Source organism: Nonomuraea sediminis (assembly GCF_018531495.1).
Classification (GTDB): domain Bacteria; phylum Actinomycetota; class Actinomycetes; order Streptosporangiales; family Streptosporangiaceae; genus Nonomuraea; species Nonomuraea sediminis.
Window position 1 is genome coordinate 51,150 of sequence record NZ_JAHDTI010000009.1, and the last position, 12,887, is coordinate 64,036.

The following is a 12,887-nucleotide window of genomic DNA, read 5'->3' on the forward strand; positions in this document are numbered from 1 at the left end:
TGAAGCACGAGGACGAGGGGCCGGGTGCGGCCGACCCCCTGGCCGTGGATCAGCGGTAGTACTTGTAGTACACCGACACGGCGGCGTAGGGGCGCCACTGGCTCAGTTCACCGGCCTCCCACCGGTCCCAGTACCTGGCGAGCTTGGCGGTGTGCACCGTGCAGGAGGCGTTCCGCGCGCGGTGCGCGCGGAGGCTGCCGACCCAGGAGCTGCAGCGGCCCATCTTGTGCCCGTTCACGTAGAGCGTGACACGGGCGTTCATGCTGAAGAGGTTCTTGCCGGAGATGTTGGTGATGCGCACCTTGATCCGGCAGGTGCTCGGGCACCGCGTCTTGTAGATCTTGGTGCGGATGTAACCCCGCTGCGCCTCGGCCACGGCGGCCGCCTTGGCCGTACTGGCCTGAGCGGGTGCTGGCGCCACGAACGCGATGGACGTGGCCGCCGAGGCGATCGCGAGCGTGCTGACTAACCGGTTGACCATGCTTCCCCCAGTGCGCGGAACGCCGCTTCCCCCTGTTGAAAGCGGCACTTCCGATTAACTATCAGGAAAGCGACAAGGTCAACAAATGCCGTACCCAACCGGCATACGGCTAGTGAGAGTACGGCTCCTCGTTGAGCTCGGCGATGGCCAGCTCGGCCGTGGTGCGGATGTCGAAGAACTTGTCCAGCGCGGTGATCGCGAACAGGTGCTTGCACCGCCCGTTCAGCCCGGACAGCAGCAGCCGTCCGCCCGAGGCGGTCACCGCTTTGTGCAGGTAGACCAGCACGGACAGGCCCGAGGAGTCGCAGACGCTGACAGCCTGCATGTCGATCACGAGCAGTGGTGGCTGGGTCAGGTCCAGAGCCTTCGTGACGCGGTCGCGCACCTCGGCCGCGGAGCCGAAGTCGAAGTCCCCCGTCAGCCTTGCGATGACACACGGACCCTGGAGACCCAGGCTGATCGACAAGGCTTGCTCCGAAGTCACCCAGCTCCACCTACCCGCGTCGCTCGTTTGATCCCACCACTTTACGAGAAGTAGCGTCTCGGGTTGAACACCAGCATCTGCTCAATCTGCTCAGCGGTCACACCCGACTCCCTGAGGGCGGGAAGGACGTCGTCGTGGATGTGATCGTAGCGCCAGTTCGGCGCCGTCGCTCCGACCGCTTCGTCCCAGGCGCCGCCGAAGTAGTCCATGAAGCAGGCGGCGTCGTGGCTGAGCACCATCCGGTCGGCGTAGCCGCGCCCGCACAGCGCCGCGATCGTGGCCACGCGCTGCGTGGTCGGGTTGTACAGGTCGAGCCCGAAGCGGTCCATGCCGAGGATGGCGCCGGTGTCAGCCAGCCGCATCAGGTAGTCCAGGTCGTTGCTGTCGCCCGCGTGCCCGACGACGACCTTGGTCAGGTCGACGCCCTCCTTGGCGAACAGGTCGAGCGCGATCACGCCGCTCTGCGTGAAGGAGTTCGTGTGCACGGTGATCGGCGCGCCGGTGCGCACGTGGGCCTGCGCCACGGCCCGGCAGATGCGCTCGACTCCGGCGGTCAGGCCGTTCTGCTCGACCACGCACTTGAGGAAGGCCGCCTTGACCCCGGTGTCGGCGATGCCGACGGTGAGGTCGCGCACGAAGTCCTCGGCCATCGGCTCGGGAACGTCCATGATCAGGCCGGGGCCGCGGTGCTCGTACTGGTGCGGGAGCTCGTCGTAGCTGTAGATGCCGGTGGCGGGGATGATGTGCAGCTCGGGCACTTCGGCCGCGATGCGCTGGATGCGAGGAATGTACCGCCCGAGCCCCCACACGGTCGGGTCCACGATCGTCCTGACGCCCTTGGCGGCCACGGCGTTGAGCTTCCCGATCGCGTCGGCGACCCGGAACTCCTCGTCCCACCAGGCGCCGCGCCCGTAGTTCTCCAGGTGCTCGGTGGCCACGACGAACACGTGCTCGTGCATCAGCGTCTGGCCCAGCTCTTCCACATCGACGGGACCGCGAATGGTGCTGACGGTGGGCATGATCGCCTCCCATACCGGCTGGTCGGTTTGGGCCAACGTACATCCCCTCCCGCCAGAAGAACATCCTGTTCTTCCGCGACGCCTGTTGTATGGCTCATACGGCAAGCCTGTGCGACTCCCGTACAGCAAGCCTGTGCGACTCTCGTACGGCAGGCCGGTGTGGCTCCCGTACGGCAGGCCTGCGTGGCTCCCGTACGACAAGCCTGCGTGGCTCCCGTACGACAAGCCTGCGTGGCTCCCGTACGACAAGCCGCCCTTCCCTACGACTCCCGGCGGGGAGCGAGGCGCGGGAACAGGGGTTGGGGCGGCGGCAGCCGTACCCCTGAAACGGCCGCACCGACCTTGGCCGCCGCGGTCGGCAGGAAGGGAGCCAACTCCTCGGCCAGCACCCGGCAGCGCCGGACGAGCTCGGCGAGCGTGGCGGACCTGGCGGCAGGCGGCTGCTTCCACGGCTGGGTGCGCTCGATGAGCCGATTGGCCTCCTCCACAGCCGACCACACGACCCCCACGGCCCGCCGGAAGTCATACTCCTCGAGCGCCAGATGCACCCGCTCCCCCACATCACCTTCGCGCCCGTTGACTCCGACGCCCCCACCACCCTCGTGGCCCGCGGCCCCGGCACCATCGTGGCCCGCGGCCCCGAAACCACCCCCACCACCCTCGCGACCCGTGGCCCCGCCGCCACTACCCTCATGGCCCGTGGCCCCGAAACCACCCTCACCAGCACCAGATCCCGCGCGACGCCGACCTGCTTCGGGGACCAGGCCGTTCTCGAAGCGGTGGATCATGGTTACCACGCGGTTGACCAGGTTGCCGATCCCGTTGGCCAGGTCCTCGTCGGCCCGGGCGATCAGCCGTTCCTCGGTGAAGTCGGCGTCCCCGACCCGGGGCACCTCCCGCAGCAGCCACCACCGCACCGCGTCGACCCCGTAGGCGGACACCAGCGCCAACGGATCCACCGTGCCACCGGACGACTTGCTGATCTTCCGCCCGTTCGCGGTCAGGTAGTCGTGAACGTAGATCTCGGTCGGCACCGGCAGCCCGGCAGACAGCAGCATCGCCGGCCAGTACACGGCGTGGAACCTGATCACGCCCTTGCCCACGAGATGCACGCGGCGCGGCTCCCAGACCCACCAGCGCTCGTAGTCGTCGAGCCCGGTGACGTAGTTGGGCAGCGCGTCCCACCACACATAGATCACCTGCCCGGGGTCGCCGGGCACCGGGATGCCCCACCCGCGGGCGCGCTCGGCCGAGCGGGACACGCTGATGTCCTCCAGCCCCGCCTCCAGGAACGCCAGCACCTCGTTCCGCCGCGCGACGGGCTCGATCCGCAATCTCCCGCCGCGGATCAGGTCGAGCAGTTCGTCCTGGTATCGGGAGAGCCGGAAGAACCAGTTCCGCTCGGAGACGAGCTGCAGCGGCGCCTCATGCCCCTCCGGACACGGCCCCTCGGGGTAGAACTGCTCGCACCCCACGCAGTACAGCCCCTCATAGTGCCGCTGGTAGAGATCGTGCCTGGTGGCCTCCCAGATCCGCTCGACCCCGGCCCTGTGCCGCGAATCCCGACTCGTCCGTACAAACGAGTCGAACGACAGATCCAGCGGCCCGCGCAGCCCCTCGAACGCGGCCGCGTTCCGGTCGACCAGCTCCCGCACGGCCACGCCCTCGGCCTCCGCGGCCAGCACGTTCTTCAGCGAGTTGTCATCGGTCCCGGTCTGGAACCGTACGGCCTCGCCACGCCGCCGATGATGCCGAGCCAGCACATCGGCCTGCACGATCTCCAACGCGAACCCCAGATGCGGCCGCGCATTCACATACGGAATCGTCGTCGTAACGTACACGGGAACCTCCCAGGGCCCCGCCCACGAGAAGAGGCCCCATCACCAGGGCCTCCGCGGTCAAGACATCGCAACGAGAGCCCTCACGGGCCCATCATCACCACTCCCACCGCGCTCACCCTCCCACCCTACTAACCCATCCCACCCCCCACCTCCCCTTTTCCACCTGCCCACACATGCCAAGAGCCCCTGCGGGGTGTGGTGGTTGGACGCCGTACGCGTTGCGCCGGATACCGCCGTACGCTTCCTCGCCGCACCGGTGCAGGACGGGGGCGTTGAGGCGGGGGCCGGGGTGGGCTGATGTGCGCGGTAGGTCGGGTGTGTGACGCCAGGGGCCGGGGTGTCCATGGCGGTTGGACGCCGTACGCGTTGCGCCGGGTACCGCCGTACGTCTCCTCGCCGGACCGGCGCAGGACGAGGGCGCTGAGGCCGGGGTCGTGGAGGGCTGGTGTGCGCGCCAGGGTGGATCGGGTGTGTGACGCCAGGGGCCGGGGTGTCCATGGCGTTTGGCGACGGGGCGGGGTAGGGCGCCGTGGGTCGGCGGTGATCCTGGCGTGCGGGGGCGTTGCAGGCGGGGAGTCCGTGGGGTGCCGTGGGTCGCCGGTGATCGCGGCGTGTGGCGGGTTGGCGGTTGGGTGTTGTGGAGGGTGGCGTCGGGCGGCTTCTCGTCCTGGTGGGCTGGGAGGGGACGCGTTGTGTGGGGGCCCGGACGCACCTGCGTACTCCCGCTCTTCGCGCCGGTGCGGCGAGGAAGCGTACGGCGATGCCCGGTGTGACGCGTACGGCGACCGACACGCTCAGTGAAGGCGTCGCCGTACTGCCCAGATCACGAAACCGAGGGCGAAGAGTGCGAGGCCGGACAGGACCGAGGGTAGGGGGAGGGTGAAGGCGAGGAGTGTGCACAGGGTGAAGCCCAGGACGGGGATCCAGCGGGGTGGGGCGCCTTCCTCGGAGGTGAGGGTGTAGGCCGAGGCGTTGGCGATCGCGTAGTAGACCAGGACGCCGAAGGACGAGAAGCCGATCGCGCCGCGTAGGTCGGCGACCAGGAGGAGGACGATCACGGCGATGCCGACGGCTACCTCGGCACGCCTGGGTACGCCGTTGCCGACCTTGGCCAGGGCGGTGGGGAGGTCGCGTTCGCGGGACATGGCCAGGACCGTGCGGGAGATGCCGAGCAGGAGCGCCAGCAGGGCACCGAGTGCGGCCACGGCGGCGCCGACCCCGACGACGGGCACGAGCCAGTCTGCCCCCGACGCACGGGCGACGTCGGCGAGCGGGGCCTGGGACGTCGACAGGCGCAGCGGGCCGAGGGCGTGCAAGGACGCGACGGCGACCAGGGCGTAGACCACCAGCGCGATCGCGAGTGCGATGCCGATGGCGCGCGGGATCGTCCTGGACGGGTCGCGGACCTCCTCGCCCAGCGTGGCGATCCTGGCGTATCCGGCGAACGCGAAGAACAGTAACCCGGCTCCCTGCAGCACCCCCAGCACGCCGACGTCTCGCGAGAACGCTACGAAGGCGGTCTCGTGCCCGCCGATCAGGCCCAGACTCGCCAGTGACACCGCCACTAGGACGGCCAGGACGAAGGCCACGAGGATCCTGGCCACGCCGGCCGAGCGTTGGACGCCGAACAGGTTGAGGACCGTCAGCGCCACCACCGCGGCGATCGCGAGCGGTCTGGCCAGGGCGGGAACCGTGTAGGCGCCGAAGGTCAGGGCCATGGCGGCGCACGAGGCGGTCTTGCCGATCGTGAAGCCCCATCCGGCCAGGTATCCCCACAGGTCGCCGAGGCGCCGCCGACCGTACACGTAGGTGCCGCCTGACTCCGGGTAGCGGGCGGCCAGGCGCGCGGAGGAGGTCGCGTTGCAGTACGCCACGACGGCGGCCAGCGCGAGCGCGGCGAGCAGCCAGGATCCGGCCGCCCGCGCGGCAGGCGCCAACGCCGCGAACACCCCGGCGCCCACCATCGCGCTGAGCCCCACGACGACGGCGTCCACCGTGCTCAGCCGCCGCGCCAGCCCTTCCGCCACCGGCCCCTCCCTTTTGAAAGCCGGGCACCACTCTGCCGTACGCCCCCGACGAAAACGACCCCGCCCCAGCCCGTACGGCGACGCCACGGCGTAACCCGGAACGACAGGAACCAGGCCTGTCCGACCAGCGAGTAGCCCCGGGCCGGGGCGAAGCCTCCTGGGCGGTCGGTGTCCGGAGGCTTCCGGCCGCTGTGTGGAGCCCCAGGGTGGCGGGCCATCAGGGAGACCGCGCGCCCGCGAGGTACGACGTCCGGCAGACCCCAGCTCCGAACGACGGTGGCCGTCAGGGCGCTGGGTACTCGTCGGCGCCAGGGAGACCACGGGTCCGAAGTCACGCCTCGGCGGACCTAGGCCAGAGGCGGTCGCCGTCAGGGAGACCGCGCGCCCGCGAGGCGTCAGGGAGGGCACGGGTCCGGAGGCCTTGTGCGGAAGGCGGTCGGTGTCCTGGCGGCCGCGAGGCCGGACGGGGTCAGGGAGACCGCGCGCCCGCGAGACGTCAGGGAAGGCACGGGTCCGGAGGCTTCCGGCCTTATGCGGAAAGTGGTCGTGTCCTGGCGACCGCAGGGCCGGAGGCTGCCGGCCGACGGGGTCAGTCGTCGGTGTCCGGGGCGGGGACGACGAGGACGGGGCGGGCGGCGTGGTGGAGGACCCGGTCCGACGTGCTGCCCAGGAGGAACGACTTGACCCCGCCCAGCCCCCGCGTACCCGTCACGATCAGCGTGGCGTCCAGTTCCTTGGCCACGTCCACGATCGTCGACCACACCGCGATGGACTCCGTCTCGCAGCGGGCCGTGGCGTCGAACCCGGCCTTGCGGGCCAGCTCGGCCCCCTGCTGAGACAGCTTGGTCATGGCGTCGAAGATGGCCTGATCCTCCTCGGGCGAGGGATCGACGGGCGCCATCATCCCGATGGAGGCCCGGGCCGCCGTCATGGACGCCCGCTCCCACACCGTGAGCACCACGGCGGGCTGCGGTTTGACGCAGTTCGCGAGGAAGTCGATGGCCGCCTTGGCATCATCCGAGCCGTCATATGCGATCAAAATGGTCATTAAGGCCTGCCCTAAAGTAGTGGTCGCGTTCTCTACCTCTTTCCCCACAAATCCGTTTCACGCCTGAAGAACGGGTAGGCGGGGACCATGACCGTTACCCAGTTTCAGGACCTGCCCCTGGCCGACCGGGGCCGCGAGTGGGACTCCGCGGCGGCCGACCGGCGCGTGCGGAAGTGGGCAGGAGCCGAGGACAAGCCCAACGAGCAGTACCGGAAGGCGTTCCTCTGGTACGACGGCTCCCGAGCCGACGAGTTCGGGGCCTACAAGCTGCCGATCGCGGACGTGGTGGACGGCGAGCTGAAGGTGGTCCCGCACGCCGTCATGTCCGCGGGCGGGGTCATCGACGGCGCCCGAGGCGGGGTCGACCTCCCCGAGGACGAGATCGGGAGGGTGAAGTCCCACCTGGCCAAGTACTACGCCAAGATGCACGAAACCCCGCCCTGGGAGCGCTGAGCTCCCAGAACGGGGCCGATCTCAGGCGAGGCTGGGCGCGACGGCGCGGGCGCGCGCGGCGGTGGCCTTCATGAGCGACAACCCGGCCAGCGCCAGCACCCCGAGCTCGGTCACGACCACGACCCGCTGCGTCACCCCGGCGGGGATGTCGTCGTTGCTGAGCGGGATGCCGAACATCCGCACCACATAGGGGACCACGACGAGCAGCAGCGCCCCCAGGGCGATCGACGACAGCACCGCTACGGCTCGTGCGTACCTGATCCGCGCCCTGGCCAGCAGCAATCCCGCGATCGGCATGGCCAGGAAGGCGGCGAAAGCGGCGTACCTGTGAATGCCGCCCGACAGCGAGAGCGGCACACCGGGACGGTCCGTGGGGAAGGCGCCGATCAGGAACATGCTCGCCCCCCAGGCCACCAGCAACACCACGACCCACCGGCCGGCCCCCGCCCGCCGCAACGCCTCGGCCATGAACGCCGAGCCGATCGCGAAGAGCGTGAGCGAGGTCGGCAGCAGCCAGCCGTTCGGCGCCCAGGCGTACTCGCTGATCACGCTGTGCACGGGGTCGAGCCCCGCTTCGAGCTGAAGATCGAGCATGGCGACCGTACCGGTGCCGATGGCCGCGAACCCGCTGACAAGCAATCCCTTCATGCCTCCAAGCTCGTGGAACGCGGGGTTCCGGAGTATCGGAGATCGGCCCGAAGCAGCCCTGATCGACCCCTTAGTACCTTGGTCGTAGGAGTTCGGTCACCGCCGGGATGACCTGCGGAGAGACGACCCTGGGTAGTGCTGGCCCCATCAGGGTCCATCCCCTGAGCACCACCAGGGGGCGCGATTTGACTTAGAGCGCACTCTAAGAGTGACCCTGGACATATGACGATCCAGGAGGCGGCCCGCAGGTCCGGTCTGAGCGCCTACACGCTGCGTTACTACGAGCGGATCGGCCTCATCCACTCCGTGGGCCGCGACGGCAGCGGTCACAGGGACTACGACGAGCGCGACCTGGCGTGGCTGAATTTCCTGACGAAGCTCCGCTCCACGGGCATGCCGATCGCCGACATGTGCCGCTACGCCGAGCTGGCCCGCATGGGCCCGCGTACGGCCGGCGAGCGGCGCGAGCTGCTCGAGGCGCACCGCGAGAAGGTCAGGGCCAGGATCGCCGAGCTGACCCGGGACCTCGAGGTCCTGGACTACAAGATCGAGTCTTACAGGGGACAGGATGAACAAGCGCACTCTCGGTAACGGAGGCCCGGAGGTCTCCGCGATCGGCCTGGGCTGCATGGGTATGTCGGAGTTCTACGGCCAGGGCGACGAGCAGGAGTCCATAGCGGTCATCCATCGCGCCCTCGACCTAGGCATGAATTTTCTGGACACGGCCGACATGTATGGCAGCGGGCACAACGAGGAGCTGGTAGGCCGCGCCATCAAGGCCCGTCGCGACGAGGTCGTGCTGGCCACCAAGTTCGCCGTCCGCCGCGACGGCGGCGTCCGCACGATCGACAACCGCCCCGAGTACATCAGGGCCGCCTGCGACGCCTCGCTGCAGCGCCTCGGCGTCGACCACATCGACGTCTACTACATGCACCGCTACAACAACGAGGTCCCGATCGAGGAGTCGGTCGGCGCGATGGCCGAGCTCGTCCAGCAGGGCAAGGTCCGCCACCTGGGCCTGTCGGAGGTGGGTGCGCAGACCCTGCGCAGGGCCTCGGCCGTGCACCAGATCGCCGCGCTGCAGAGCGAGTACTCCCTGTTCACCCGTGGCCTGGAGGAGACCATCCTGCCCACGGCCAGGGAGGTGGGCACCGCCCTGGTGGCCTACTCGCCGATCAGCCGCGGCTTCCTGACGGGCACCGTACCGCCCGCCGAGCAGCTGCCGGACGACGACTTCCGCAAGTACACCCCGCGCAACATCGGCGAGAACGCCGCGCACAACGCCAAGCTCGCCGAGCAGGTCAAGCGCATCGCCGACGAGGCAGGCATCACCGCGGCCCAGCTCGCCCTGGCCTGGCTGCTGGCCCAGGGCGACGACGTCGTGCCGATCCCGGGCACCAAGCGGCTGAAGTACCTGGAGGAGAACGCCGCCGCCGCCGGGATCACGCTGACGGACGAGCGGCTGGCCGAGCTGGCGGCAGCCGTACCGCCGGACGCCGTGCGAGGCGAGCGCTACGCGGACATGTCGCGCATCGAGGACTGACCCGATCTGACCGCGCTGGTGACGGCCACCAGCGCGGCCAGCACGACCGCGATCACCTCGACGGGCGCGGGAGTCAGTACGGCGAGCAGCACCAGAGCCGTGGCCACCAGGAAGGCCGCGGTGTCGGCGGCGCCGAAGCGGTGCGGGCGCACGTGCAGCAGCCAGACCATGAACAGGAACAGCGCGATCGGCACGGCGATGGCCAGCGCCGCCTGGTAGGCGGGCAGCTCCGTCTTGCCGGTCTTGAAGTCGATGCCGACCTCGATGCCGGCGCTGAACGCGCCGAGCGAGGCGAAGATCAGGTAGTGGCCGTAGCCCCACGGGATGGCGCGCCGGTTGGAGTCCAGGATCTCCGGGGTCTCGGGGTCGAAGTAGATCCACCACAGCGAGAACGCGATCACCAGGGTGCCCCCGGCCAGCCCGATCAGGCCGAGGCTGACGCCCTGCGTGCTGGCGCTCTGCTGGACGGCGACGGTGGCGGCCAGCACGTTCTCGCCGATCATGATGAGCACGAACAGCCCGTAGCGCTCGGCGATGTGGTGCGGGTGCCACGGCGTCGGCCGCTGCCGCTCGGCCAGGATCGGCACCGACAGCTCCAGCACCACCCCGGCCGCGAAGACCGCGATCCACCACTGTCCCGGCACGAGCAGCAGGGAGACCCAGGCGACCTGGGCGACGCAGATGCCCGTGGCGTACGTCAGCGCGGCCTTCCTGCCATCCGGATCGCCGCCGGCGGCGCGCAGCCACTGCGCGACCATCGCCACCCGCATGATCACGTATCCGAAGAAGACGACGCGGAAGTCGTGCTCCTCGAACGCCCGCGGCACGCCCGCCGCCAGCACCAGCACGCCGGCCATCTGCACCAGCGTCATCAGCCGGTAGAGCCAGTCGTCGGTGTCGTAGGCGGAGGCGAACCAGGTGTAGTTCATCCACGCCCACCAGATCGCGAAGAACGTGGCCAGGTAGCTCACCACGCCGGTGGCCAGATGGCCCGCGGAGATGGCGTGGTGCAGCTCCGATCCCGCGAAGGAGACGGCGACCACGAAGAACAGGTCGAACAGCAGCTCGAGCGTGGAGGCGACGCGGTGCGGCTCACCACTGTCACGCGCCACCATCGGACGCAGGGCGATCATAGGTCGAAGTATGCCCTGACCACCGTGGAGCCGGCCGTGGTGTGCATCCTGACCAGGTCGCTGAGCAGGTTGACGATGAGCAGGCCGCGCGATCCGGCCGTGGCGGGGTCGACGAGCTCGCGCCCCACCAGCGGGTCGGTGATGTGGCCCGCGTCGCTGACCTCGCACACCAGGCGCCCGTCCTCGGTCCAGACCCTGATCGTGCCCGAGCCACCGCCGTGGTCGAGGCTGTTGGCGCCCAGCTCGGCGATCACCAGCCGGATGTCGTCCAGCTTGCCGCCCTGGATGCCGAGCTGCCTGGCGTGCTCGGCGGCCAGCTCGCGGGCGGCGGCCAGGTTGGTGGCGTCGAAGTGCAGCGCGGCGAACCGCTCGGGCTCGCCGAGCGGCTCGTTGTGCACGCTGATGACCCGGTCGGGGGCGTAGCTGGGGCTGGCCCACTGGCGTCCCGCCTCGCGCAGCACCGGGTGGGTGCGCTCTGCCTCGCGCAGCACGGGCTCGGCCAGCCCGGCCGCGTCGTAGGGGCACATGATCGTGGCGGGGCGACCGCGGAAGGCGTAGTTGATCAGCGCTTCGTGCTGGACGCAGGCCGGGTACTCGATGGCCGAGCGGCCTGGCCAGATCGGCTCGCCGACGATGCGCACCCGCTCGTCCGGGTGGCGGTCGGCGAAGTCGCGCAGCACCGCGGGGATGATGCGCCCGGGATTGCGGCCCGCCTGCGCTAGGTCGACGAACGACACCTTCTCGGCCGCCGCCCCGAGCCCTGACCGGATCAGCGCGAGGTTGCGGCCCGGGACCGCGACGGCCACGGGCTCGCCCGCGTCCAGCCCTTCCCGGATGAAGGCGGTTGTCGTGTCGACGTACTCCCGGTCGCCTCGGTAGAAGAGCGCCGGATGCACGAAGGGGTCAGCCAGCATCACCTCTCACGCTACCCCGGAGGAAGAATTCATGGCGATGTAGTGGGTATCTCTAAGGTGTGAAGAAACTACAGATCGTTAAGCGTCCCTTAGTCCCCCGCCGGCCGCTCCCCCTCGATCTGCGGACGCCTTCCGGCCGTCAGCTTCCCTTCTGACGCCTATGCTTCGGGTATGTCGGAATTGCAGATGCGCGTGTCCGACGACGATCGGGAGCGCACGGCGGGGCAACTGCAGCGAGCCTTCACCGAGGGCCGCCTCACCCAGCCGGAGTTCGAGGATCGGGTCGGTCTCGCCTTCGCCGCGAAGACCTACGCCGACCTGCTGGCGCTGATCTCCGATCTGCCCGCCGACCAACCCCCGCCACCGGCCGACGACCTGGTCGTGCTCGAGTCGACGAACGGTCACGTGCGCCGCTGGGGCGAGTGGGTCGTCCCCCGCCGTCTGCGGATCTCCTGCAAGTACGGCAACGTCGCGCTCGACCTGACCGAGGCGGTCATCACGCATCCCGTCGTGGAGATCGAGCTCAGGCTCAAGTACGGCTCGGCCAGGATCGTGCTGCCCGAGGGTGCGGGCGCGGACATCGACCGTTTCAGCAGCCGGCACGGCTCGGCCGTGTCACGCGTGCCAGGACTCCCCCGCCCCGGCGCCGTCCGGGTGGTCGTCAGCGGCGAGACGGGCTACGGCCACCTGGCCGTCGGCTACCCGCGCAGGGGCCTGTTCGGCCGCTGAGGCCGCTTTTAACGGGTTCGGGCTCCAGTTGTAAGTCGCATGTAAGTGACAATCAAGGATTGATCCATAATGTCCCTTCGTCCACATACCAACGAAGGGCTAGAAATGACTTCCCCTCGCCGTCGCCTCGCCATCGCGGTCGCGACGCTCGCCATTGCCGCGCTCAGCACGACCGCCTGTGGCGCGATCGGCAACAAGGTTGACTGCGCCCAGGTCAGCGGCGAAGTCCAGAAGATCTCGCAGGAGTTCTCCGGCTCGATCGCCTCGGCCGCCACCGACCCCAAGGCGCTCGAGACCGCCAGCCAGGACGCTTCGAGCAAGCTCAAGTCGCTCGCCTCCAAGTACGACGGCGACCTCGCCAGCGCACTGAACGACCTGGGCGACGTCTTCGGCAGCATCAAGGTCGGCGCGGACCCGGCCACCCTGAGCTCGCTGACGGGCAAGATCCAGAGCGCCACCACGAAGATCCAGAGCGCCTGCGGCTGATGATCGTCCGGTCGCCGTTCCGCCCGTGGGGGGCGGCGCGGCGCGGCGGCCGGGCCGCGCTGCCCCCAGAGGCGCAGCGCG

General features: G+C 69.6%; 14 protein-coding genes. 5 read left to right on the plus strand and 9 right to left on the minus strand.

Going from position 1 to position 12,887, the window contains the following annotated elements:
- Positions 1 to 49 precede the first annotated feature (49 nt).
- The 6 genes from KIK09_RS31855 to KIK09_RS31880 form a co-directional block, all read right to left on the minus strand.
- On the minus strand, positions 50 to 481 hold the full coding sequence (locus KIK09_RS31855; RefSeq protein WP_214323116.1) for a hypothetical protein: 432 nt from the start codon (positions 479 to 481) through the stop codon (positions 50 to 52).
- Positions 482 to 590: 109 nt separating this feature from the next.
- Entirely contained in the window at positions 591 to 965 is a 375-nt protein-coding gene (locus KIK09_RS31860; protein WP_214323117.1) for an STAS domain-containing protein, read from the minus strand.
- 41 nt (positions 966 to 1,006) lie between these two features.
- Positions 1,007 to 1,984, minus strand: coding sequence for a phosphotriesterase family protein (locus tag KIK09_RS31865; protein WP_214323118.1), 978 nt, complete (start codon positions 1,982 to 1,984; stop codon positions 1,007 to 1,009).
- A 260-nt stretch (positions 1,985 to 2,244) separates the two neighbouring features.
- Positions 2,245 to 3,825 (minus strand): methionine--tRNA ligase, encoded by a 1,581-nt coding sequence (locus tag KIK09_RS31870; protein ID WP_308164395.1) that lies wholly within the window; start codon positions 3,823 to 3,825, stop codon positions 2,245 to 2,247.
- A gap of 794 nt (positions 3,826 to 4,619) precedes the next feature.
- Positions 4,620 to 5,852, minus strand: a complete 1,233-nt coding sequence (locus KIK09_RS31875; protein ID WP_214323119.1) for an APC family permease — start codon at positions 5,850 to 5,852, stop codon at positions 4,620 to 4,622.
- Positions 5,853 to 6,441: 589 nt separating this feature from the next.
- On the minus strand, positions 6,442 to 6,900 hold the full coding sequence (locus KIK09_RS31880; RefSeq protein WP_214323120.1) for a universal stress protein: 459 nt from the start codon (positions 6,898 to 6,900) through the stop codon (positions 6,442 to 6,444).
- 87 nt (positions 6,901 to 6,987) lie between these two features.
- Here KIK09_RS31880 and KIK09_RS31885 point away from each other — a divergent pair, with 87 nt between their 5' ends.
- The gene (locus KIK09_RS31885) at positions 6,988 to 7,353 is read left to right on the plus strand and encodes a hypothetical protein (protein WP_214323121.1); all 366 of its coding nucleotides are present in this window, start codon (positions 6,988 to 6,990) and stop codon (positions 7,351 to 7,353) included.
- A 21-nt stretch (positions 7,354 to 7,374) separates the two neighbouring features.
- On the opposite strand, the gene KIK09_RS31890 is transcribed toward KIK09_RS31885, so the two are convergent.
- Positions 7,375 to 8,001, minus strand: coding sequence for a DUF998 domain-containing protein (locus tag KIK09_RS31890; RefSeq protein ID WP_214323122.1), 627 nt, complete (start codon positions 7,999 to 8,001; stop codon positions 7,375 to 7,377).
- 222 nt (positions 8,002 to 8,223) lie between these two features.
- Between KIK09_RS31890 and KIK09_RS31895 the strand changes: the two genes are divergently transcribed.
- Entirely contained in the window at positions 8,224 to 8,592 is a 369-nt protein-coding gene (locus tag KIK09_RS31895) for a MerR family transcriptional regulator (protein WP_214323123.1), read from the plus strand.
- The gene (locus KIK09_RS31900) at positions 8,570 to 9,544 is read left to right on the plus strand and encodes an aldo/keto reductase (RefSeq protein WP_250574113.1); all 975 of its coding nucleotides are present in this window, start codon (positions 8,570 to 8,572) and stop codon (positions 9,542 to 9,544) included. The genes KIK09_RS31895 and KIK09_RS31900 overlap by 23 nt, the downstream gene beginning before the upstream one ends.
- Here the strand turns inward: KIK09_RS31900 and KIK09_RS31905 are convergent.
- Positions 9,514 to 10,677 carry a low temperature requirement protein A gene (locus tag KIK09_RS31905; protein ID WP_214323124.1) on the minus strand — a complete coding sequence of 388 codons (1,164 nt, stop codon included), beginning with the start codon at positions 10,675 to 10,677 and terminating at the stop codon, positions 9,514 to 9,516. The two genes, KIK09_RS31900 and KIK09_RS31905, sit on opposite strands and share 31 nt — an antisense overlap.
- The gene (locus KIK09_RS31910; protein ID WP_250574114.1) at positions 10,674 to 11,591 is read right to left on the minus strand and encodes an anti-sigma factor RsbA family regulatory protein; all 918 of its coding nucleotides are present in this window, start codon (positions 11,589 to 11,591) and stop codon (positions 10,674 to 10,676) included. The genes KIK09_RS31905 and KIK09_RS31910 overlap by 4 nt, the downstream gene beginning before the upstream one ends.
- Positions 11,592 to 11,762: 171 nt before the next feature.
- Between KIK09_RS31910 and KIK09_RS31915 the strand changes: the two genes are divergently transcribed.
- Positions 11,763 to 12,320 carry a DUF1707 SHOCT-like domain-containing protein gene (locus KIK09_RS31915; protein ID WP_250574115.1) on the plus strand — a complete coding sequence of 186 codons (558 nt, stop codon included), beginning with the start codon at positions 11,763 to 11,765 and terminating at the stop codon, positions 12,318 to 12,320.
- Positions 12,321 to 12,425: 105 nt separating this feature from the next.
- On the plus strand, positions 12,426 to 12,806 hold the full coding sequence (locus tag KIK09_RS31920) for a DUF8711 family protein (RefSeq protein WP_214323126.1): 381 nt from the start codon (positions 12,426 to 12,428) through the stop codon (positions 12,804 to 12,806).
- Positions 12,807 to 12,887: the final 81 nt, after the last annotated feature.